We start from the raw sequence: 22,786 nt of genomic DNA on the forward strand, positions 1-22,786 counted from the left end.
ACCCTACACCACTCACCTCCCCGTGCTCTGTAGTGTATCTGCTTATCCTATTAAATTATACCACAGGGGGAACTTTCATTAAATTTTTGTGCCTTGAGCACAGCGAAAGGAATGGGACTTTATATGACAAATGAAGTAACTTCCTATTCTTCTTTATTATTAATAGTTCTTACTGCGACAATTGTCCCTTTAGTAGTAAAAAAAATAAAAATTTTGGCTGTACCGATAGTAGTAGGAGAAATAATAGCTGGTATAATAATTGGAAAAAGTGGACTGAATTTGATTCATGGTAATATATCGTTAGATTTTTTGGCTGATTTTGGTTTTGCTTTTTTGATGTTTCTGTCTGGGTTAGAGATAGACTTAAAATTTCTTTCTATTAAAAAAGTCAATTGTCAGAACCAATGGTATCGAACACCATTGGTTCTATCATCGTTGTTATTCTTAGGTACCTTAATGCTGGGATTTTGTCTTGTTTATGTTATGGGGCTGTTTGGAGTGGTATCAAATAAAGTCATTATGACTCTTATTTTAAGTACAACTTCCTTAGGTGTTGTTGTTCCAACTTTAAAAGAAAAAAAGTTGTTAGGAACTGAATATGGGCAGACCATTTTATTTTCTGCTCTTGTGGCAGACTTTGCTACAATGTTCTTAATCACTTTGTTTGTCTCATGGTATTCATCAAATAACAGCTTGCATATGTTATTAATTTCGTTCATATTTTTTGCCTTTTATATTTTTTATAAGATTGGACATAAGATAATGAAGATGAAAATCATAGACGAATTAGCAGACGGAACTTCTCAAATAAAGGTTAGGATCGCATTTGTTTTAATTTTGGCCTTTATTTCATTAGCCCAAATTTTAGGTGTGGAAATGATTTTAGGCGCATTTCTAGCGGGTGTAATAGTTTCATCTTTGAACGAAAGAGGGACGTCGCAAATCTATAATAAATTAGATGCTATTGGATATGGATTTTTTATTTCTATATTCTTTATTCGAGTAGGTGCAAATTTTGAAGTCCAAACAGTATTACGTAATCCAAAATCAATATATTTATTACCAGCATTGTTAATTACGGCGTATCTGGTGAAAATTGTTCCATCATTAATATTTAAGCTTAATTTTTCATGGAGAGAGACGCTTGCCGGGGGAGCCCTGCTATCTTCTCGAATAAGCTTAATCATAGCAGCTAGTTCTATTGGAGTAAGATTAGGGCTTGTAAGTAATGAAATAAATGGGGCAGTTATTTTGCTGGCAATTATTACCTGCACTATTTCTCCTCTTTTGTTTAATCATTTATTCCACGCTCAGACAAAATGACAAGCATAATTCTTTAAGGGAAGGCATCTATTTAATGCCGAATAAATATTGGTACAGTCCTTATCTATGTTGAATACTTTTCAAGCAGATTATTACCACTTTAGGGTTGTTATCTTTCTATTCCGAATTACCTGCATTTTGACGTATAACGGTAATCCTTGTTTATCAAGCGATACACCAACGAGCACAGGTGTTTGTCCCGTGCCGCGGCCACGCTTACCTCCTTCAGTAGGTGTCCCAAAGAAGGCATCGTCCAGTTCAACTAATCCGGCCAATCGATAGTTAGCATCCCGATCTCCCATAGCTTTTCGTATTATTTGCAGAAGCAGCCAGGCTGTGGAATAAGTTAGTTCCAATTCGCGAGCAATATAGGTTGCCGAAACACCGCGTTTGTCATGCGCGAGCATAACATGAGGTTAATCCAAGATTCTGTTTAGCCATACGGTAAAAAACTTCGATTCTCCACCTCCTAGCATTGGCAGTCGCAGCTTCTTCTGGTGCATCGACTCTGTTACTTATCAGGAGATACGCATCCTTGAAGGTCGCTGGATATTCCTCCTCCAGAAGAATCACGCTGCCCTCGGTAGCCTGCTTCTCATAAGTGGCGGCAATGGCGGCTATGGGTAAAAAACGTTGCCTAGTGATGGGTTTTCCCTTTCGGGTCAAGGTCTCAAAGGGAATTTTGATATAAATGTCCGGAATACTGAGGACGGAGCCTTTGCCAAGAACCCTAATCCGGGGATAAACTTCACGAAGTAATTGCTTCGGATTAAGTTTGACGTAATGTTCCTTTCCTAGCACGGGGTCGTAGATTTTGCTGAATAACACCGTATTACGTTTTGCTTTGGTAACCCAGTCAAACCTCTCATCCATAAGCCATTTTAGGAACTTCTTGCAAAGAAACCAGCGATCCATGGCAATCCACAGTCTGGCATTGTTCACCTGACGCACCTCTAAGAGCATTTGTTTAGCAAGATCAAGTTTGGTTTGTTTTTCATTCTCCTGACTGGCTTTGCCCCAAAAGCGCCACAGCATGGGATATTCAAGGCCATTCTTTAAGACAGATAGGGTCGACACAAGATTAATGCACCATACATGGCGTTTATCCGAACTGTCAAAGAGCCAACAAAGAAAGGGGATCTTTTTCCCGTGAGGATGCTCAACTTTGGTATCATCTAAAATGATATCTCCATCGGTCAGTCTGCTATCTGAGTTTTCCTGTAATCTAGCAAGCCTGCCTAAAGAGAACCAGAGCCATTGAAAAGGCTTGGATAGAAACCGGCTAAAGGCACTTTGGGAGATGATCTCGCCAGAAAGTAGTTGTCGTAAAAAGGGTACCTTGGTTGAAAACTTAGCATTTTGATTTGCCGAATCTACATGATTAATTAGGCCGCAGATGTAGGCAAAAGCCAGAAGCCACGCAGGAGTCCCAGAATGATTGCGTATTCCGGATTGGAAAAATAGGAGAGACAGATCAAACAAATCCCAGATTGTTTTGAGTACCGGAATTCCAGCACCTTGACCATGGTCTTTTTTCGCGAAAGACGGTTTACAAAGTATTGTCAATGATATCACCCGTATCGCCAAAGTAATGACAAAATGCCATCCTTCGCGATTATGGGGGCCTTCCGAAAAAGTCAAGTCTTTTTTGGAGATTCACGAGATATTTTTAGATTTTTTTTTGGAGTTATGAATTGCCCATATATTCACATCAACTGCATAACTCCTGTAAGTTATATGGTAAATGAAGTAAAGTCTTATTCATTTATCCTAACTCAATTTCGTAATGATACTGCTATTTTAAATCAAGGAGAGAAAAGAAGGAGATAACTTGAAAGAGTTAATGTATCAGAGCAAAGAAAAAGGGGCAGTCCTCAAATATCTTGCTAAATTTAAAGGACATAAAAGAACCATACCGCTTGTATCGCTGATCCCTATGGATATCCTAATTGCCTTAATTATCACTTGAGTATGAGATTCCCATGTTGGCTACGCCGTTAGGGGCCTCCGCTGTTCTGGTATTTGGGGGCACCGGATGCTCCCCTGTCGCAACCGCGCAACGTTATACTAGGTCACGCCTTGTCCGCAATTGTCGGGGTAACAACTTATCAGATTTGGGGAATTCACTGGTGGTCGGTGACTTCAGGGACATCTTTAGCCGTCTTGGTCATGTTGTTAACGAAAACGACGCACCCCCCGGGTGGAGCCACAGCTATGTTTGCTATTCTCAATGCGGCTAACCCGATCTACATATTAAATCCAATTATTGCAGGTAGCCTGTTATTGGTTTTGGTGGGCATATTCGTCAATAACCTATCACCGAATCGAAACTATCCATGGTATTGGTACTAGATGCCATATTAGTAATGATTAATTCTAATGAAGAGATGAAAATTTGAAAGAAAACTCTATTTATGTGCGTTTATGTAAGTATAATTGTAAAAGACTGATCCAAGAGGTGGAATTAATATTGCTTCTACCAGTCCAGTTATGTTTCACTCATTCATCAGAATGCTTATCTCAACATTTAAGACAAAGCTCTCCCAATGCAGCAAGTACAGGAACAAATATTATTATACGAGGAGTGGATAAAATGGCCGAGGTTAAAGTTTTTTCAGGAATTTGTGGTTTTAATACTAGTGTGAAAGTCGAATCCAAAAACATGCGGGATGCCCAGATTGAATTTCAGACCGAATGCCCAAACCTGAAACCATTGGAACATGAACTTAAAGAAGTCAAAGCATTCATGGAGTGTTTCGCAAAAGTTGGAGATTCACCGGTATTTCAAATGGCCAGGAAATACTGTAAACATGCGGCTTGTCCTGTTCCTACGGCGATTATTAAAGGTGTTGAAGTAGCTTGTGGTTTAGCCTTACCTAAAGATGCGGTGATAAAGATTAGCAAATAAGTCACAATGACAAATTCTCAGAGCCCTACAAGATGAGGTGAGCGCTGGTGGAATTAATTGAGTTGACCATTGGAGAATTGGACCCGAAAGATATCTATTTGAGTTGAGTACAGGAGGTTCGGACGGAAGTATCAAACCGGAAATATGTGATGTAATCGAACGGATACGGGTCCATGCGGTACAACTAATTTAATTGAGTATATTTGTACAGTAGTGCCCGTTCAAATAGTGGGGCCCAACCAAATACTCTTAGACGAAAGGTATCCTTTGAACTGTAGTGCGAATTTTTTTGAAGGGGCGTCCCAGGAAGCTATTATATTAAAGGAGAGTTTCTGAGGGTCTCACAGTAGACGCTGTGGAATTGCAGCTTTAAATCAAGCGGGGATCAAAAACCGGGAGAATCAGAGGGCAAGGATGAACCCAGCAGGTTATAAATTGGGTTATTGTTTAAGTCCAGGTTGTCATATGATTCCTATCATCGGCAAAAGATAATTTTCTCTTATTAGATGCTGATGTTGCTGCATTATAGACCAAGGTTACCGGAATGATAAATACCCCAAATACAAATAGAGGTGATCCTTATGAGAGATTATGCTCGATCACAATTTCTCAATTGTGCAGGGGTACATCCCCACAGGAGCAGCCGTCAAGGCTGAAAATCTTATGGAGTGAAAGTCTCCTATCACCAATTAGCCGGTTCGGGTGATTAGCATATCCGAAATGTAGGGAGGTAACAAACTGCGGTGTGCCCGGACGAAAAAGCCGCGGCTGCCCATATAACCCAGAGAATAGAGTGTCGGAACAGACGGTGTGGCAAGCAAATATTGAGGTCAGAAGGATTAACGAATTACTGCAGCCCCGATATAGTTCCCCTTCAGAATCTGTTGAAGGGAATGCTGATTAGCGCTGACCCATTCCCGAATTGGGGAAGGCCGAAGCTTTGTGGGAAGAAACGGTAAATGCATCACAAAGGCAGCCGGGGTATGGGTTCTGACATCAATAGAAGGGTTCACAGAGATATCGACGGGAAAGTCCTATTTCCAGATGGAATGGCAACAACCATCAAAGACCCGCCTTATAAAGTACAACCGAAGGAGGATGGGAGGATTTAGGACTGGCGCATGAGGTCATAAGAGCGATAAAAGGTAGCACCTTGTTGAAGCAAAGGACCTCTGAACACTTGGGGGCCTCAGAGAAACGCAGTACACAGTAACTGATAACGTATCTCTTTAATGAAGGATAACCCTTGAGTTAACCAAATAACCAATGGGCGAATATGGTGCCAACATTTAAACCTAGGGTTACTTGAGAAGGCTCAAGGGATAAACCTGGGGTTAGAACCGGAATCGGAAAATCCGACTGTCCGGGATCGCAGGGAGGCGTCAGGAAACGTGGTCTTGAAAAAAGATGCGCGCGCCTGCATTCTATCTCGACCAATTTAGACACAATTCAGTAGGACCTTATAGATTATGGATCAAAGATTCCTTCGGTGTTTCACTCAACACAAATAATTGTTGTGTTGTTATAAATAACAATTGAATTATCAGCGCTAAGGGCAAACCTGTCAAAAGATAGGGACGCAAAGCCATAGGGTCTAAGGTGCTTACCAGCACTATGATAGCCTGGCTACCGCAGAGACTACGTGTCTAAACCTGCCCTCTTAGCGGCAGGTTTTTTTGTCTTTTGAGCATGGCATTCGTGACTTTAGTGCTGAAAGTCCACTACGATGGTTGCTAGCACCAGTTGTTAGGTAAAGGTAAGAGGTGATGAGGACTCAGAAGGAAGCCGGAGGCAAGATGCCGACCTTGTGTGCAAAAATTACATATACGGCATATAGCAACCGAGCCCTCGCTTCATTTAAGGAATAATTGAAACGTGAGAACAACATGGATACGGTCGCATTTCGACAAAATATTACCGAAATATGGATGATGTCATTATTAAGATTTTTGTTTTTCATTTTAAGTAGGAGAGGTGCTGACAAATGAAAAATGTAACTTTATTAAAAATTAAAAGGTTAAAATAGCTGAAGTACAGTGGTGTAAGGATATCCATGCCGAGGGTGGCTTCACCGATCCAAATTACGTTCTACCCTCTGAGAATGTTACGCAACTCTCAACATTTCCACAATTCAATATGCCTCAAACAGACCGTAAAACCGCAATTTGTAACAAACAAATTGCGGTTTTGTCATTGACAAAAAAATCCTATTTTCGACTTCTGGTATGTATTAAACATTCTTCTTTCTCCAAAAAAATCTTTAAAAATAAATTAAGAAACTGGTTAAAGGGCAACCGATACCAGTTAAAAGATGAAATCTTATTTTCACAGTTTAACCAGCGAAACCGTGGAAAGCTATGCTTTTATGGACCGGAACAAGAACTAGATTTTATATACAAACAGCTGAAGAACCCAAAATTCAATGTCAGTGTCAGGAACGGACTTTTATTCCAGATATTAAATACCTGGAACGAGGTCAAGTGCGGCATTATCCTTATGTCTTTCTGGTTGGACATAAATTATACAGTGGACAAGCTCGGTGTCAAGAGCAGAAACATCAACTGCAACAAGCATAGTGCCTATGAGAAAATAAGAAAATTTTTGGGGAAAAACGACCATAAGCTTGGCCTTTATGCCTTCTTAGGAAATTCAATCGGGTGCCGTTCTCCTCCGCTTGTTCTTCATTTTTCAGATTAAAAAATCTAAAAATGGAGGACAAGCTCATGGAAGAAAACCAGCGTAAATACACGTTATTCGTTCAAAAGAAACGGATTGCTGTGAGTAAAGAAGTTTATATGGCTTACTACCACTGCAGAGATAGGGAAAAGTATCTTGATGAACTGGCAGTAACAAACAATATATCCTTTGAAGCCTGCCATGAAAAGGGTATTCAAGTGGAATATTTGATTGTATCTGCCCAGGAGTCCATAGAGGACAGTATCATATTGAAAGAAATGATTGCCAAGATGTTGCGGTGTCTTACTCTTTTAGAAGAAAGCGATCAGATGCTGATTAATGAACTGTTTTTCAAATGTAAGAGTGAGCGTCAATTATCGGCAGAAAAAGGAATACCACAAAAAACAATCAACGATAGAAAACGCAAAGCACTGCAGAAATTAAAAAAAATTATAGAAAAGTAAATCCGCTCAACCCCTCACTTTTTTCCCTATAGAAGTGAGGGGCTTTTTTTATCCCTCACTGCTCTTTGAAAAATGTTGGCGCAAGCCGTCCATACCCGACAGCTCAAATACGTTAACTGTTCAGCTGCTAAAACGGAAAGCGACCTTGGTAAACACGCCAGAACAGCCTGCGGACAAATTGCCCGTAAAACCGATCGCATCAAAGGCTATGAGCGAGACATGTTTGACCATAAAACAATCTGTGGTGGATTGCTTCGCCAGGACCTGAACAGCCTACAATGATACTCCTGCATAGTCGAGGTTAAGTCCCAGAGTGCAGCCCGGAGGTTCTCGGGGAGGTAGAATTCCTGTGATACCTGCTAACTACAGGTAGTTTGAGCTGTTGCCCCGGTGCTTGGGAAGTAGTGTCAAATAAAGCACAGGCTGAAAATGAAGAATAAGCGTGACCTCTTTGATATCAGAAACTGTGCAGCGGAACTCAAAGTCCGCTGCATCCTTGTGATATTAAAGCCCCAAATTTAAGGAGGCACGAGATTATGGGAGATGAGAAAAGAGTCTGGATTTACTGCCGGGTAGCTAACGGCGATCCTGAATTGATGGAAGCCCAAAGAAATGAACTGTTACACCATGCAAAAAGCCTTGGTTATATGGTAGTGGGAGAATCTCATGATACCGAAAGCGGGCGGTTCATTGACCGGGAAGGGATAAAAGAGGTTTCTGCAGCAGCCGCTTCCGGACAAATGGATGCCGTTTTAATTAAAAATGTTTCTTGCCTTGGGCGAGATATACTTCCGACCCTGGCATACATTGCGCAGCTTAACCGATGGAGTGTGGAGGCAGTCTCTGTCACGGAGGGCACCATTAAAATCACAGCCCCAAATGAAGCGATTGACCATATTATAGACACAATGCAGATGTAAAGGAGGATAAAGCAATGTCACAAGCTCAAGTAGCCAATGAAGTTAAATATAAAATGGCGCTTTCCCTGCTGAAATCCATGCTTAAAAAGGGTCTCATTACTCTTTCAGAATTTAAGGAAGTGGACCAAATAAATCAGCGTTTGTACGCCCCACAATTAGTAGAGGTATATATGTAAAAACACTTGATATAGTGGTTTTTGTGTAGTATTGTGTGTTGCTAACAGGACATCAGGTTCTGAAAAAAAGAGAGGAGGATGCGTATGCCCAAGGTAACCATGATCAACCCAATCAGCCCAAAAACAGAGAAAAAAAAGATCCTCAAACTACGTGTATGCGCATACTGCCGTGTCAGCTCAGATCACGATGAGCAGCAACAGTCCTTTTCGACACAGGTAGAGTACTACACCGATCTGATCGAAGTCAACGACACTTGGACGTTTGCGGGCATCTACGCTGATGAGGGTATCAGCGGCACCAGCAAAGAAAAGCGTGACGAGTTTCTGAGGCTGATGAAAGACTGTGAAGCCAAAAAGGTGGATATGGTTATCACCAAATCCATCTCCAGATTTGCGAGGAATACCAAGGACTGCATTGAAGCTGTCAGAAAGCTGAAAGAGCTTGGAATTGCCATCTATTTCGAAAAGGAAAATATCAACACCATGACGGTGGATAGCGAGTTGATCCTCACCATACTTGGCTCCGTCGCTCAGGAAGAATCCATCTCCATCTCCAAAAACAACAGATGGGCGATACAGAAAAAATTCGAAACAGGGGAATGGAATCCCTCTTGCCTTCCCTATGGATACACCAAGGGTGCCGAGGGTAAAATCATCATCGATGAAGCGGAAGCCGTTATCGTCCGCAGGATATACCATGACTACTTAAACGGTAAAGGCTCATATATCATCGCCAGGGAGCTGACACAGGAAGGTGTTCCTACAAGAAAAGGTGCAGAAGCGTGGGGAGAAAATGTAGTTGGGGAAATCTTGACCAATGAAAAATATGTCGGCGATATGCTGATGCAAAAGACCTTTACCACCGATACGGTGCCTTTTATCAGGAAAAAGAATAAAGGTCAAAAACAAAAGTATTTTATACAGGACAGCCATGAACCCATCATTTCAAGAGAAGAAGCCCAGCTTGTCAGGGAAATCATGGACTGGCGAAGAACAGAAAAAATGATGGTTGCCGATACCGGAAAGTACAATAACCGATACCCGTTTACTGGTAAAATTATATGCGGTGAATGTGGAACCACTTTTAAAAGACAGAAACTATTCAAAGGGATGCCCTACCATACGGAACAGTGGTGCTGCAGCAAGCATATCCACAAGCGAACAGCGTGCAGTATGACAGCCATCAAAGAGGATTACATCAAAGCAGCATTCATCATTCTTTACAATAAGCTGAAAAGCAACTGCGATCCAATACTAATCCCCTTAGCAGAGGATTTGAAAAAGCTCCATTACAGTCAAGGATATGAATCTCAGATAAAAAAACTTAACAGCAGAATATCGGAACTAACGGAACAGAGTCATGTACTGAGTAGACTGAGGTCGAAAGGATATCTTGACTCTGTTCTTTTTATAGAGCAAAACAGTCTCATCGTAAAAGAACTTGCGGAATTAAAAGCACAGCGCGGTGCTCTCCTTGATTATACCGATTTTGACGAGCGAATCACCAGGACCGATGAGCTGATTGCCATACTCAAGAACCAGGAGGACCTGACGGAGAGATTCGATGAAACAATCTTCTCTTTAATAGTAGAAAAGATATTCGTGAACTCAAAAGTAACACTTTCCTTTCATCTAATAAACGGACTGGAGCTTACAGAGATGATTGGAGAGGAAGTGAGCTAAATGGCGCAAAGGCATATGCCCTTCGGCTATAAAATCATCAACGGAACCGTAACTATTCTACCTAAAAAGGCAGACCTGGTCCAAAAAATGTTCAACGATTATATCGCAGGAGTATCCCTTCTGCAGATGGCCAAAGACCTGACTCAACAGGGAATTCCGAATGCCAACGGAAAACCCACCTGGAATCACGGCTCCATCGGGAAAATCTTAAGCAACTGCAAATATATCGGCAATGATTTCTACCCTGCCATAGTTACAGAGGAAGTATTTAATAACGTAAAAGTATGCAGAGAAGAAAAGAATGCTCAACTGAACAGAAATACCAATTACTATGCCAACGGCATCACCAGCACTTACCCTTTCAGTGGCAAGGTAGTCTGCGGCGAATGTGGAAGCGTGTTCCGGCGCTACACCGAGCACCATGATAGAAATAAAAAATGCAACTGGAAATGCAAGCGCTACATTGTTGACAACAGGGTCTGCTGCAAAAGCGGCGTGGTAGATGACCATCAGCTGGAAGCTGCCTTTATAGAGATCTTCAACCGGGTGCTTAAAAAACCGGATGTGATAGAGACTCACCCCACAGTCGAGGCAATACAGGAGAGTACGGAATTAAAAAAACTTACCCTGAAAATCACCAGAGCATTACATGAAAGTGACTCGAACTCAGTGGAACTGGCAGAGCTATTATTCAAAAAAGCTGCAGAGCAATATCGGCTCTCAAAGATAGATGACTTTGAGTACCAGACTAGGAAGCTGCAAGCAATATTTCAAACTCGCAAGCCCATCACAGCATTTGATGAGGATTTGTTCAAGGCTACCATCAAGAGCATTACGGTAGAAAAGACTGGCCAGCTACGATTCGAGCTGATCAATGGCGTAACGCTAAATACTACCTACACATTACGTGGAAAAGGAGGAATCGATCATGGCAAGAGCGGCAAGAACAGTATCGGTGATCCCTGCCGATCCGATTTATGATTTTAAGGAAAAGGCAAAGGAAAAGAAATTGAGAGTAGCGTCATACTGCCGTGTCAGTACAGAACTGGAAGAACAGCAGTCCAGCTATCAAATGCAGGTCGAGCATTATACAAGAGAAATACAGTCAAATCCAAAATGGAAGTTCGCAGGCATCTATGCGGACGAAGGCATCAGCGGAACCAACACTAAAAAGCGAACAGAGTTTAACCGAATGATAGAAGATTGCCTGGCAGGTAAGATCGACATGGTGCTGACCAAATCCGTCAGCCGATTTGCCCGCAATACCGTAGACTGCATTACCTACATCCGACAGCTTAAAGAGAAGAACATCGCCGTATTTTTTGAGAAAGAAAACATCAACACTCTAGATGGTGCTGGCGAGCTTCTAATTACCATCCTGGGCAGTCTGGCACAGGAAGAAAGCCGATCTTTAAGCACCAATACAAGATGGGGTGTTGTCCGCCGGTTCGAAAGAGGGCAGGTATACCTGAACCACACGCAATTCCTGGGCTACACTAAAAACCCTGAAGGGGAGCTTGTCATCGTACCGGAAGAAGCTGAAACAGTAAGATTGATATTCAGGCTTTACTTAGAAGGTTGCAGCTTTGCGAAGATCAAGAATCACCTGGAGGAAAATAGCCTTAAAACAGCTACAGGCAAGGACAAATGGTATACCAGCACCATATCAGGTATGATTTCCAATGAAAAATATATGGGAGATGCCCTGCTGCAAAAAAGCTTTACCACAGATTTTATTAATAAGACAAGAGTCAAAAACAGAGGAATTGTGCCCCAATACTATGTAGAAGGAAGCCACGAAGGGATCATCTCCAAGGAATTATGGAATCGCGTGCAGGAAGAAAGGGCTCGTCGGGCCAACATCAGAAAATCCACGGATAAACGTGCCAAAACAGACAATGGAAAATACAGCTCGAAATATGCCCTCTCAGACCTCGTCCTGTGCGGAGAATGCGGCAAACCATATAGACGGGCAACCTGGACGAACTACACGGAAAAAAGAATCGTATGGCGCTGCTACAACAGGCAGGAGTACGGGAAAAAATACTGCAAGCATTCACCAACCATCGATGAGCCGCTCTTGCAAGGTGCCATTATGAAGGCCATCAACCTGCTGATTGGCGACAAAGAAGATTTTATGGGCACCCTCGCTTTCAATCTCCAAATGATCATGGGCAAGCATGCCAAGGTCATTGATATCCTGGCTATGGACAAACGGCTGGATGAACTGAAAACAGAAATGCTGGCTTTGGTAGAGAAAAATGTAAAAAGCAGAGTCAACAATATAGACTTTGATGAGGCATATGAAAAAATCGCTGCAGAGCGCAAGCAAATACTCAAGGAGAAAAATGAGTATACGGAGCAACAGGCCCTCTGCGATACATCCCGCCACAGGGTCAACGAAATGAAAAAATTTCTCGGTGATATGAACTGTGCCATGACTGAATTCGATAACGATCTGGTCAGACGGCTGATACAAAGCGTCAAGATCCTATCCAAAGGAAAGATTGTCATCACTTTTAAATCCGGCCTCGAAATGGAACAGGCTGTGGAAGTGAGAGAAAAGCACCAGGATGGTCGGGCTTCATGAAATAGCGGATACAGCCATAAAAAACAATCGCACCATCCCCTGAATCGGAAGCAGAATAAGGGAAAGAACTTCAGGTATGTGCATACTCCACAGAGTAGGAATGACTAGATTTACTTTGATACATATGAGGGTATAGCTCGCCGAAGAAAGCACTAATGGCATTCTGAAAAATTAGTCAAGTAAAAGACTTTCAACAAGTTTTACCAGAATCTATGATATAATTATGTCTATCATGCAAAGTTAATAACATGTAGTTTGTTACAAAAATATAAGCACTATAAAAAGGAGATAACTGTATGTGGATTGATAGAGAATCTAAAATTGATTTATTAGCATATAACCCTTTTGCAGAACTGGTCACAAATATAACAGCCAATGATAGAATGAATCCACTGACTGTAGGATTATTTGGCAGTTGGGGTGTTGGTAAATCCACATTGTTAAAACTGGTTGAAAATAAAATTAACAAACTAGACCCCAGCAAAAAGAAAATCGTTTGTATCTCCCTAAATTCATGGATGTTTGAAGGATATGATGACGCCAAGAGTGCGATTATGGAAAGCTTGCTCAGAACGCTAGAAGATAATCAGCCTGCTTTTGAAGGATTAAAAGAGGACATTAAATCTTTAGTTAAAAGAATCGACTTTATAAGACTTGGAGCTACTGTTCTTAAACACGGTACACCATTCCTCATGGGTGCGATGAATCCAGCAGTGGCGGCAATAACTGCAGCGCAATATATGACTGAAGAAAAAAGAGCTGTTATATTGGAAGATTTAAAAAAGGTATGGAAAGAAAAAGAGCAAGATCCAAAAGATACAAAAGATACAATGGTAGAAAACATTAGGCTATTTCGAAAAGAATTTCAGGATTTACTTGATAAATCAAAAATTGGCAACTTGGTAGTTATGATTGATGATTTAGATAGATGCACACCTGAAAGAGTAATTGAAACCTTAGAGGCTATAAAGTTATTTTTATCAGTTCCGAAAACAACTTATATTATTGCAGTTGATACGCAAGTAATAAAATATGCTGTTGAAAAGAAGTACCCTAAAATAAATGAAGATACAATCAGATTCTCTGATAACTATATTGAAAAAATCATTCAGTTGCCAATATACATTCCAGAATTATCAGAGTTAGATTTGAAAAACTATTTATTGTTATTAATCTGTGAGCTATTCATGATAGAGGATGTGCTAAATAGATTCCTTGACAAACTGAGTAAAGATAATCTGTTTTTAAGTGGTGCAAAAGTAGATCTTGAATATTTAAAAAAAGCATTAGGAACTTTTACTGAAAATCAGTTTAGAAGTAACGATTTAATAGGCTTTATAAATATGTTTCAAACAATATCAATAGCAAGCGATGTGATGGCTTGTACTTTGAAAGGGAATCCGAGACAAGCTAAACGATTTTTGAATACTTTTTTAATTAGGAAGAGTTTAGCAAAGATATACTATAAGAAAGACCCAGAATTCAATTATTCAATTTTGGCGAAACTAATGTCACTAGAGTATATTGATGAAAAGTTATTTAAAGATTTATACAGATGGTCTTTAGCCAATAAATCACAAGAGAATATCAGTGAATTGAAACAGTTGACCGAGATTGTTATACGTGACGAAGAATTACCAGAGGAATTTAGGAAATGGGGCGACGAAAGGGTTTTGAGATGGTTGAAATCTGATCCTCAAAATCTTTATGAGAAAGATTTGTCACGATATTTCTATTTAACTAGAGAATCTCTAAGTATTAATTTTAGTGTGTCAGACTCTCTTTCCAAAGAGGAAATGAAAATATTTACTGAAATTCTAAGAGCAAAGAAATTGGCACTATTTAATAAGAACATTAAAGAGCTAAAAGATAACTCTCATATTAGATTTACAAAAATACTTGATGCTTTACTTGAACGATCCAGAGATGACATTAAAATGCTTGAAAAAATGCAGAGTATATATTTCCATTATCCAGAATATAGAGCAGATATTAAGGATTTGGTTAAAAAAATTAAAAATAAAGATTTAACAATTGTAACAGCTACCATATTAAATGGAATGTACCGAAAAGAACCCGATGAGTTTCAAGATGTTATTAAAACCTTACAAGAAAAAAATATTAATCCTGACTTAATGGAAATTATTTGTCAACAGGATAATGCTGCTGCATCTAATTCAACACAAAGAAAACCGTGAGGTGAATTTTATGGGAACTTCTAAAGGATATATTCCACCTAAGAATTCTGAATGGAAACAAGCTAAGGGCGCGGTAACCAGAATGTCGAGTGGTACATATAGTAGCGATAATGCTAAAAAAGCAATATCTAAATTTGCTGAGGCATATACAGGAACACATCTGTCTAATAGTAATGTGAGTGCAGTTGCCGGTGGGGTAATAAATTTCTTACATTCGATCGCCACCCATGGATTACAGGAAACAGCTACAAAGTTGGGGCTTGATAGTCTTCTGGATAAAAAAGGTGTAGAACTTTACAAAGGGATCATTGACTATTTTGCAAGAGATTTTTCATCAATAGATGGACAAATAATTAGAAATAGCTTATCAGAAACACTTGAAGGATTAGAGATTAATACCTTTGATGATTTTGCTAATATAACAAGTGAAGTTTTTTTAATAACTTTTATTATCGATTTTGCAATTAAAAGTTTTGAAGTGTGTTTTTCAGAAAAAATATTATCAAATCAGAAAATGGCTAGTGACTATGATCGAATTATCGATGATGTAAGTTCCATTATTGAAAATAGAATAGTGACAGATATTGAAATAAATAATGCGTTAGAGATTGATTATTTGAGTAAAGAAGGACAAGATTATATTCAATCCATCTGTAAAGATTGCTTCAATTCTCTAAGACTAATTGAGGGGGATTATAATGAAGATATGGATTAATAAGACGACTTATTCTGTTCCTTCAAGTGATTTCTCAAATGCGTTAGTCTTTAATATGTTAGATGAAAACCCTAAGTCCAACCTTAAGACAAACTTTGAAGAAATATGGAGACGATTTTCCAAACAAAATGTTGAATCAATATATGAAGATTTTTTGGTGTTTGCCGCAAGTGTTTATGCTACAGATAAAAGGGTCCCTCGAAGTAGTAGTATCACAGGGTCTGAGACTAAAGATAACTGGACACGAAAATTAGAACTATGCGTTCCCGTCTTAAATCTTCATCGATGGCTATCAGTAAAAGGAAAATTGGAAAAAGCTCTAAATTTTCTGAGCGGTGATATCTGGACGCTTACTTTTAGGGAAACAGAAGAACGATATCGAGATCTTGAATATAGAAAAAAATATCATCTGATAAATGCCAAGTTTGATGGTGTCTGCTTATTTTCAGGTGGACTCGACTCGTTTTCAGGAGCCATTAAATTATTACAAGATGGTAAAAATATTTGTTTTGTTGGTTGTATGGAATACAATCAATTGAACAATCGTATATTGGAACTTTATCAATTAGTAAAACAAACATATAATAATGTAAATTCAGATATTATTGTGTTTTCCACTAATCCTAAAGTACCTGATAATATTGATGATGATTTTAAAAGTAGATTCACTGAAAATACTAGTCGTAGCAGATCGTTACTTTTTATAGCTGGAGCTATTGCAACGGCGTCATTAATAGGAAACAATGTTCCTATGTATATTCCTGAAAACGGATTTATTGGATTGAATATACCGTTGACACAGAGCAGATTAGGTAGCTGTAGCACTAGAACCACCCATATTTTTTTAGTACACCTATTGAATGATGTATTACATGGGCTTGGGATACCACATAAGATAGAGAATTTCTACGCATATAAAACTAAAGGAGAAATTGTAGAAGAAATTAAGGATACAAAACCCTTTTTGGAAGGTGCAGGAAGGACTATTTCATGTTCTCACCCAACTCAAGGAAGAATTGATGGTGCTCCAGTACCAATCAACTGTGGTTACTGTTTCCCTTGTTTGATACGCAGAGCCTCTCTTCATAAAGTGGGATACTGTACCGATAGTTATCTAGATTCTTATAATAGCAATTATAAACTCAGTACTGCATTCATAAAGAAATACTACAGTTCAGACTCCGGTAGAGCTAAAGATTTAAAGGCGATACTGGTAGCACTACGTAGATATTTACAAAATAGTAATAACGACTTTTTTATGAAGGAAATGATCAAACTGGGTGGCTTAAGCATAGACGACATTAAGCAATTCAATCAAGTATATATTAAATCGATGGAAGAACTTAAAAATATGATAATATCACAAGCTCAAAAAAATGACTTGGAATTATTAAACTATGTTGGAATAGAGGTTGAAAATGGGAAAACTGATTGACACTCATTTTCATTTAGACCACTATTCCGACCATCCAAATGTCTATAAGAAAATTAATGAAATACAACAATACACACTTTGTGTTACTAATCAGCCAGAGGTATTTGAATCGTGCATGGATTTATATCCAACTACGAAATATGTTAAATTTGCTATTGGTTATAATCCACAACTAATTAATGAAGTGAAATTTAATCAGCAATCCTTTTTAAGTAATTTAGATCGAACAAAATATGTCGGGGAAGTAGGATTGGATTTTTCGAGTAGATATATTAATGAAAAAAAGCAGCAAATTGAAATTTTCAATTTTATTTGTGAGCATGCAGAAAACAAGATAATGACAGTACACTGTAAAAAAGCTGAAATAGAATTAGTAGAAATCCTAACCACCCATAAAAACAAAAAGGTTATATTGCATTGGTATAGCGGAGATCAGTTTTGCTTAGAGCAGTTTTTGCAATTGGGATGTTATTTTTCAATTAATAATAATATGATTAGCTCCATTAAAGGGAAAAAAATTATTTCTAATTTACCTTTGAATAGAATGTTAGTTGAAAGCGATGGGCCTTTCAGTAAAATTAATGACAGGAAGTTCACCTATAACCTACTATACAAGATATATGAAAATCTAGAGCATCTATTACAGAATGAAAATATGAAAGAAATTATAGCTGATAATTTTAAAAGATTAGCAGAATAACATGTTTTGATTGGTAATTGGTATTATTGCATGAACAAAGATTAAAAAAAGATTTTCGGATAAATAATTATCCGAATCATCGCCCCAAGGCATGTGGAGTGTGTGGTGTTGCTCACAAATGTAACTTCTAAATAGAGACTGAGAACCTTGATATATAGGCACTTTTGAGAGTTTTGCCACCGTTGGGAGTTACTTGGAAAAGTGATTTGAACGGTGGCAATTGCTTGTTTGTGGATGTTTTGTATGTGCGTGGAAACAGGTCTATGGGATAGAGTTAGGGTTTTAAGGCTCGGTGTCGTCGGAGGAAACATGTCTACTTGATTTTTAGAAGAAAAGTTACAGTTTTGAGGGTGTCGTCGTACAGGGAAACATATCTACTGGATTTATGGACTCTTTCACATTTGATTTAATAGGATGATGAAAGTATAATTATTTATAAATCCACAAAAACAATCATAAATCGTTAAAATGATTGAATTGTTTAGGGTGTTCTGATATTATTAAAACGATGGAAATATTTGTGTCTGAATGGGGGTAATTGATTTGTCGGATAACGATATTGAACGTTGGTTTTCAATGAATGAAATATGTGAGCATTTAGGCATTAAGAGAGACACTGCTTTAAAATGGATTTTAAATAAGAATATGCCTGCAAAAAAAATCGGCAAGCTGTGGAAGTTCAAGATTAGTGAAATTGACGAGTGGGTTAATAAAGGTGGAGCTGCAGAATAATTAACAGTCCATTTTTTAGGACAAGCGATGATATATAATGAAATAATAATCATTTTGGAGGGTTTGGACTTGATAATTATTGGAGGCATTCATGGTGTAGGTAAATCATATTTCTGCGAACAGATAACTGAACAAACAGGATTGAAGGCGTATTCTGCAAGTAAGCTCATTACAGAATTAAAGCAGGAGCAGTTTAAGTCGGATAAGTTAATAGCTGATATTGGTGGCAACCAAAACTACTTATTGGATGCGGTTGGAAAAATATCAGATAAGGAATATCTACTTGATGGACATTTTTGCCTATTGAATTCAGTGGGCGAGGTGGAACGTGTGCCGCTGGATACATTCAAGCAGTTACCAATAAATGCAATTATGGTTATATATGACGATGTCTCAAAAGTTGTGGAAAGGCTTAATACACGAGATGGAATTAAGCATAGCGAGGTAACATTTGAAAAGTTTCAAAATGAAGAGCTTTCCTATGCAAAGGGAGTAGCAGAATTGCTATGTGTTCCTTTTGCTAGTATAAAGAGTGAAAGTCGTATTGAAGATGCGGTAAAAGAGATTAATGAGTGGTCGAAAATATAAAGTTGAGTTGGAGGATGAATTTATGGCAGAGCAAAATACTGCAAATGTAGGATTTGAAAAACAAATATGGGATGCAGCATGTATACTGCGTGGCAATATGGATGCGTCTGAATATAAGCAGATAGTCTTAGGTCTTATATTCTTGAAATATATATCGGATAAATTCGAGGCAAGGTATAACGAACTTGTGACTGAGGGAGAGGGCTTTGAAGAGGATATGGACGAGTATGCTGCAAAAGGAGTATTCTATGTTCCGCCTTCAGCAAGGTGGTCATCAATTGCAGCTGACGCACACACTCCTGATATAGGCAAGATAATTGATGAAGCAATGCAATCAATAGAACGAGAGAATAAAAGACTTAAAGGTGTACTACCTAAAAACTTTGCCCGTCCTGAGATTGACAAACGACGTCTTGGTGATGTGGTCGACTTGTTCACAAACATTTCAATGCTTGAGCATGGTGATACAAAAGACATTTTAGGTCGTGCTTATGAGTATTGTCTTTCAAAATTCGCAGAACAAGAAGGCAAATTAGCAGGTGAGTTTTATACGCCAGCATGTGTTGTTAAAACATTGGTTGAAGTGCTTAAGCCATATAACGGCAGGGTTTATGATATAATCATGCAGAGATTAATACAATTTAATTATTCAATTGACAGTTTGTCGCTTGCGGGGTAAGTTGGGCATATGCAGGGTAAGCTAAGTGAAGCCGGGGCTGCCCGGTTGTTTTTATATATGGAGGAAATACGGATGGCACTGACGCAGAAGCAGATAGTTGATTATGAGTAGCTCACCTTCTTGACTTAACTGAAAAAATGGGAATGGGCAATCAGGGAGAAAAGGTACGCAAAAATTACATGTTCTATTATAGAGACTAAATTTGAAGGGGGAAACGTCATGGCGATAGTCCAAGAAGCGTTTGATATTCCAACAGATATCATGACAAGGATTCTGACCGGAGAGTATAGACGAATCGGCGGCGTTGTTCGCTATGCTGTGGGACCGCAAAAGGGTCAAATCGTAAAGCATCTGAAGCCAATTGATTTGCCTGCAGCAGAACAGGTCCAGGGCCTTGGTGCAAAAGCGTTACATTTTGCCAAGAATAATAAGAAAGTACTCATTATTGTTGGCGCCGGTGCAGGAGCGGTTGCTTTAGGGACCGGAATCTACTACAAAATTAAGACACATGAACCTGCGGTTGTTGCAGAATTCAGGGCTTCCCTGAAGGCGTACATAAATGCGCTTCGAGAGGGAAAACTCGATGTGGACGAAATCAATGCGCTGATGCGCTCATTGGAAGAATTGAAAAAACACAAGGATTATAAGAAAATTAGTATCCAGCTTTCAACGGAGGAATTGGGTGTCCTCGTTAACCGTATATACGAATATACGATAAAGCTGGCAAAAGACAATTCCGTAGAATTGACCGATGAAGAACGCAGCGCTGATCAGGAAAAGAATAATGCAATTCTCAACCTCCAGCGGTACCTCAAGACGCAAAAGAGAATATTTGAAACTGCCGCATAACTCAAAGGCGCCTCCCAGCCGTAATGGTTGAGAGGCGTCTTTTACTTTAAAAGCTTCATGCCCGGTATTTCGGTGCCGTCCTTAATGTGATCCGACACCGCCCTTGCTGAAGACCGTGGCGAAATCCACAAGGCTAACCCAGAGCATCGGATCAAAATCTGTGACCATTCCATCCGGCACCTGCAGAGCTATAATGGATTTTATTTCGTATCTTTGGGCGGGCATGGGTCTTTACCGTGACTGTCCGAATTCTGAATTTTTCCGTCAATACCATGAACTATGAACTCAGTTCCTTGATTGTGACTAATCTGTCTACCCATCTTCACGGCATCTGCTTTGGTTTCTGTGTGAACGCTTACACGCTGAGAGTCATTACGTTTTACATCCCATCCGCCGTTCGGATTATGTACTACATGATGTTCATCTCTTGCCATTTGTAACACCTCCTTCAGGGGTTGTCCTTGAGATAATCTGAAAAACTTTGATAACCGAGCCGTCGCTTTCTATTTAACATGTTTTGCCAAATTGCATTTCCTTGCGCTTCGTCTATCAAGCCTGCAGCCATTGCTTCTTTCATGATAGCTCCGGTTGTAACGTGTGTCAGACCATATTCTCGAACATAGTCCGAGATGTCTTTTAGATTATTACTAGCCAGTATTCCTTCACGCTCTTTTGCCATTGAGATTGCTGCAGCTTCGCCGTCGCCAATTATCCTATGGCCTGGATCAGGATTTTGCGTCAGCTTGTAATAAAGACTATACGCTGCTGAATCAATGATAATTGATTCCACAGTTGCTTGGCCGCTCATAACAAGCGTATCAACTTGCGCCTTCAATCCCTTTATATGATTGAGTCCCGGATGGGAAAGCTCATTGTAAACTTGACGCGGAATAATAATTCTTCCAGGATAGAGTTTTGCAAGGATGCTTTCATTATCAACCCAGAGAAATGCCGACAGGCAGTCGGTATCGAAGAAAAGAGGCTCAGTCAACGACATCACCATCCTCTTCTTCGCCATAAACTAAATCGGGACGGAATGCAGTCATGAGGAGTTCTTCATATTTCCCGTTAGATATCAAATCCTTTTTCAACAATTGGTCTGCTTGATTAATGTAGTGGCCGTAAGTTTTATACTGTTTTTCTGCAGGAAGCGGCCGATACAGTTCCGAACTATATCCCATCATTTCAGCTCTATTGCGGACACTACTCATTAGGTAATCTTCAACCCGAGCTCGGTTCATATAGGTGCTTTCTTTCAGGCGAATTACCATCGCCTGATGGCTTGCACCAAAATACTGCTCAAGCCTGATTATATCATCCAGCGAGAGTTTCCCATCTTCGTGTTTAGCGGCTAGTTGCGCGGATTTGCATTCCAATTCAGCGGCAGGTATCAGAAAATAGGAAGCGAACATGTCGGCTTCTTTTTCGATATCCTTTCCATCACCGATTTTCTTTCCGCAAACAGATAACATATTGTCATCATAGCGCAGATGATAAAACTCATGTGCCAAAGAAAAGCGCTGGCGGCCAAGGGACATCGCAGAATTAATTGCAATCACGCAGTCTCCGCTCTTTCCCTTGATGCACATACCACTTAAATTGTCCCCCATAGGATAATAAACCAGTGTGAGTCTCTCGATGTTTAGCACCAGAGAAAAAATGTCTACGGGGGAATTGCTGTCTTCACCTAATTCTTTTCTAAGCTGAATTGCTTTAGTCATCAAATCCGCTTTATCAATCACGCTTTATTCCCCTCCAGTAGGCTGTTCATGAATTCAGAGTTAAGCGCAATTTTATTAATAGCGCTAATAGCCTCCATATCGTTGGAAGACAATTCGTTGCATCTGAAAGCGCAAGACAGCGGTCTTGCTACGACAACATCATTCACAATATCTGATGTTGTAATACCAAAAAGTGACGCAAGTTTATCCAGCATGTCTGTAGATATGCTGCGTTCTCCTTTTTCAATTTTACTAATTAGGCTTTGGTCTACCCCCAAAAAGGTGGCGATGCTTAGTTGGTTATACCCAGCGCCATCCCTTAGTACCCGGAGATTCTCTCCAATGGCTTTATTATTCATCATGTTATTCAATCTCCTTTCTTGTTATTATTATATGCCAGGCGTGTCATAAAATCAACGGTTTGATTAT

Annotated in this window: 22 protein-coding genes, 2 pseudogenes and 1 riboswitch; of the genes and pseudogenes, 18 read left to right on the forward strand and 6 right to left on the reverse strand. The window is 39.5% G+C overall.

Going from position 1 to position 22,786, the window contains the following annotated elements; genetic code table 11:
* Positions 1–123: 123 nt before the first annotated feature.
* Positions 124–1,323 carry a cation:proton antiporter gene (locus tag OKX56_RS01925; protein ID WP_021315239.1) on the forward strand — a complete coding sequence of 400 codons (1,200 nt, stop codon included), beginning with the start codon at positions 124–126 and terminating at the stop codon, positions 1,321–1,323.
* A 101-nt stretch (positions 1,324–1,424) separates the two neighbouring features.
* Here the strand turns inward: OKX56_RS01925 and OKX56_RS01930 are convergent.
* Positions 1,425–1,730 (reverse strand): annotated as a pseudogene (locus OKX56_RS01930) (IS1595 family transposase); the annotation flags it as partial.
* Positions 1,717–2,898, reverse strand: coding sequence for a transposase (locus tag OKX56_RS15020; protein WP_242831440.1), 1,182 nt, complete (start codon positions 2,896–2,898; stop codon positions 1,717–1,719). The pseudogene OKX56_RS01930 and the gene OKX56_RS15020, both read right to left, overlap by 14 nt.
* Before the next feature lie 256 nt (positions 2,899–3,154).
* Here OKX56_RS15020 and OKX56_RS01940 point away from each other — a divergent pair, with 256 nt between their 5' ends.
* The 17 genes and pseudogenes from OKX56_RS01940 (at position 3,155) to OKX56_RS02020 (ending at position 20,636) form a co-directional block, all read left to right on the forward strand.
* Positions 3,155–3,292: a hypothetical protein gene (locus OKX56_RS01940; RefSeq protein ID WP_021315240.1), complete on the forward strand. Its 138-nt coding sequence runs from the start codon at positions 3,155–3,157 to the stop codon at positions 3,290–3,292.
* Positions 3,293–3,402: 110 nt separating this feature from the next.
* Entirely contained in the window at positions 3,403–3,675 is a 273-nt protein-coding gene (locus tag OKX56_RS01945; RefSeq protein WP_242831439.1) for an HPP family protein, read from the forward strand.
* Between the two features lie 241 nt (positions 3,676–3,916).
* Positions 3,917–4,231 (forward strand): DUF6951 family protein, encoded by a 315-nt coding sequence (locus OKX56_RS01950; protein WP_021315253.1) that lies wholly within the window; start codon positions 3,917–3,919, stop codon positions 4,229–4,231.
* A gap of 1,544 nt (positions 4,232–5,775) precedes the next feature.
* A riboswitch (cyclic di-GMP riboswitch) is annotated at positions 5,776–5,865 on the forward strand.
* Between the two features lie 1,089 nt (positions 5,866–6,954).
* Positions 6,955–7,371 (forward strand): sigma-70 RNA polymerase sigma factor region 4 domain-containing protein, encoded by a 417-nt coding sequence (locus tag OKX56_RS01955; protein ID WP_287895433.1) that lies wholly within the window; start codon positions 6,955–6,957, stop codon positions 7,369–7,371.
* Positions 7,372–7,907: 536 nt separating this feature from the next.
* Positions 7,908–8,291 carry a recombinase family protein gene (locus OKX56_RS01960; protein WP_287895434.1) on the forward strand — a complete coding sequence of 128 codons (384 nt, stop codon included), beginning with the start codon at positions 7,908–7,910 and terminating at the stop codon, positions 8,289–8,291.
* Between the two features lie 14 nt (positions 8,292–8,305).
* Positions 8,306–8,467 (forward strand): SHOCT domain-containing protein, encoded by a 162-nt coding sequence (locus OKX56_RS01965; RefSeq protein ID WP_287895435.1) that lies wholly within the window; start codon positions 8,306–8,308, stop codon positions 8,465–8,467.
* Positions 8,468–8,551: 84 nt separating this feature from the next.
* A complete protein-coding gene (locus tag OKX56_RS01970) occupies positions 8,552–10,150 on the forward strand; it encodes a recombinase family protein (RefSeq protein WP_287895436.1) in 1,599 nt (532 codons plus the stop codon).
* Positions 10,151–11,131 carry a recombinase family protein gene (locus tag OKX56_RS01975; RefSeq protein ID WP_287895437.1) on the forward strand — a complete coding sequence of 327 codons (981 nt, stop codon included), beginning with the start codon at positions 10,151–10,153 and terminating at the stop codon, positions 11,129–11,131.
* Entirely contained in the window at positions 11,079–12,740 is a 1,662-nt protein-coding gene (locus tag OKX56_RS01980; protein ID WP_287895438.1) for a recombinase family protein, read from the forward strand. Before OKX56_RS01975 ends, OKX56_RS01980 begins: the two co-directional genes overlap by 53 nt.
* A gap of 296 nt (positions 12,741–13,036) precedes the next feature.
* Complete coding sequence (locus tag OKX56_RS01985) at positions 13,037–14,938, forward strand: KAP family P-loop NTPase fold protein (protein WP_287895440.1); 1,902 nt, start codon at positions 13,037–13,039, stop codon at positions 14,936–14,938.
* Between the two features lie 10 nt (positions 14,939–14,948).
* The gene (locus OKX56_RS01990) at positions 14,949–15,653 is read left to right on the forward strand and encodes a Qat anti-phage system associated protein QatB (protein WP_021315318.1); all 705 of its coding nucleotides are present in this window, start codon (positions 14,949–14,951) and stop codon (positions 15,651–15,653) included.
* Entirely contained in the window at positions 15,637–17,088 is a 1,452-nt protein-coding gene (gene qatC, locus OKX56_RS01995) for a Qat anti-phage system QueC-like protein QatC (RefSeq protein ID WP_287895441.1), read from the forward strand. Before OKX56_RS01990 ends, qatC begins: the two co-directional genes overlap by 17 nt.
* Complete coding sequence (locus OKX56_RS02000; protein WP_287895442.1) at positions 17,072–17,788, forward strand: TatD family hydrolase; 717 nt, start codon at positions 17,072–17,074, stop codon at positions 17,786–17,788. The genes qatC and OKX56_RS02000 overlap by 17 nt, the downstream gene beginning before the upstream one ends.
* 543 nt (positions 17,789–18,331) lie before the next feature.
* Positions 18,332–18,520, forward strand: coding sequence for a helix-turn-helix domain-containing protein (locus tag OKX56_RS02005; RefSeq protein WP_353737750.1), 189 nt, complete (start codon positions 18,332–18,334; stop codon positions 18,518–18,520).
* A 69-nt stretch (positions 18,521–18,589) separates the two neighbouring features.
* Positions 18,590–19,108 carry an AAA family ATPase gene (locus tag OKX56_RS02010; RefSeq protein WP_287895444.1) on the forward strand — a complete coding sequence of 173 codons (519 nt, stop codon included), beginning with the start codon at positions 18,590–18,592 and terminating at the stop codon, positions 19,106–19,108.
* Positions 19,109–19,130: 22 nt separating this feature from the next.
* Positions 19,131–19,724 (forward strand): annotated as a pseudogene (locus OKX56_RS02015) (type I restriction-modification system subunit M N-terminal domain-containing protein); the annotation flags it as partial.
* A gap of 282 nt (positions 19,725–20,006) precedes the next feature.
* Positions 20,007–20,636, forward strand: coding sequence for a hypothetical protein (locus OKX56_RS02020; protein ID WP_287895445.1), 630 nt, complete (start codon positions 20,007–20,009; stop codon positions 20,634–20,636).
* 200 nt (positions 20,637–20,836) lie between these two features.
* On the opposite strand, the gene OKX56_RS02025 is transcribed toward OKX56_RS02020, so the two are convergent.
* The 4 genes from OKX56_RS02025 to OKX56_RS02040 are packed head-to-tail and all read right to left on the reverse strand — an operon-like array spanning position 20,837 to position 22,719.
* Positions 20,837–21,070, reverse strand: coding sequence for a DUF2188 domain-containing protein (locus tag OKX56_RS02025; RefSeq protein ID WP_287895446.1), 234 nt, complete (start codon positions 21,068–21,070; stop codon positions 20,837–20,839).
* A 14-nt stretch (positions 21,071–21,084) separates the two neighbouring features.
* Positions 21,085–21,633 (reverse strand): PIN domain-containing protein, encoded by a 549-nt coding sequence (locus OKX56_RS02030; RefSeq protein ID WP_287895447.1) that lies wholly within the window; start codon positions 21,631–21,633, stop codon positions 21,085–21,087.
* Positions 21,620–22,378: an ImmA/IrrE family metallo-endopeptidase gene (locus OKX56_RS02035; RefSeq protein WP_287895448.1), complete on the reverse strand. Its 759-nt coding sequence runs from the start codon at positions 22,376–22,378 to the stop codon at positions 21,620–21,622. The genes OKX56_RS02030 and OKX56_RS02035 overlap by 14 nt, the downstream gene beginning before the upstream one ends.
* Positions 22,375–22,719 (reverse strand): helix-turn-helix domain-containing protein, encoded by a 345-nt coding sequence (locus tag OKX56_RS02040; protein WP_287895449.1) that lies wholly within the window; start codon positions 22,717–22,719, stop codon positions 22,375–22,377. Before OKX56_RS02040 ends, OKX56_RS02035 begins: the two co-directional genes overlap by 4 nt.
* Positions 22,720–22,786: the final 67 nt, after the last annotated feature.

The sequence above is a fragment of the Dehalobacter sp. genome, from assembly GCF_030063005.1.
In the GTDB taxonomy this organism is placed as follows: domain Bacteria; phylum Bacillota; class Desulfitobacteriia; order Desulfitobacteriales; family Syntrophobotulaceae; genus Dehalobacter; species Dehalobacter restrictus.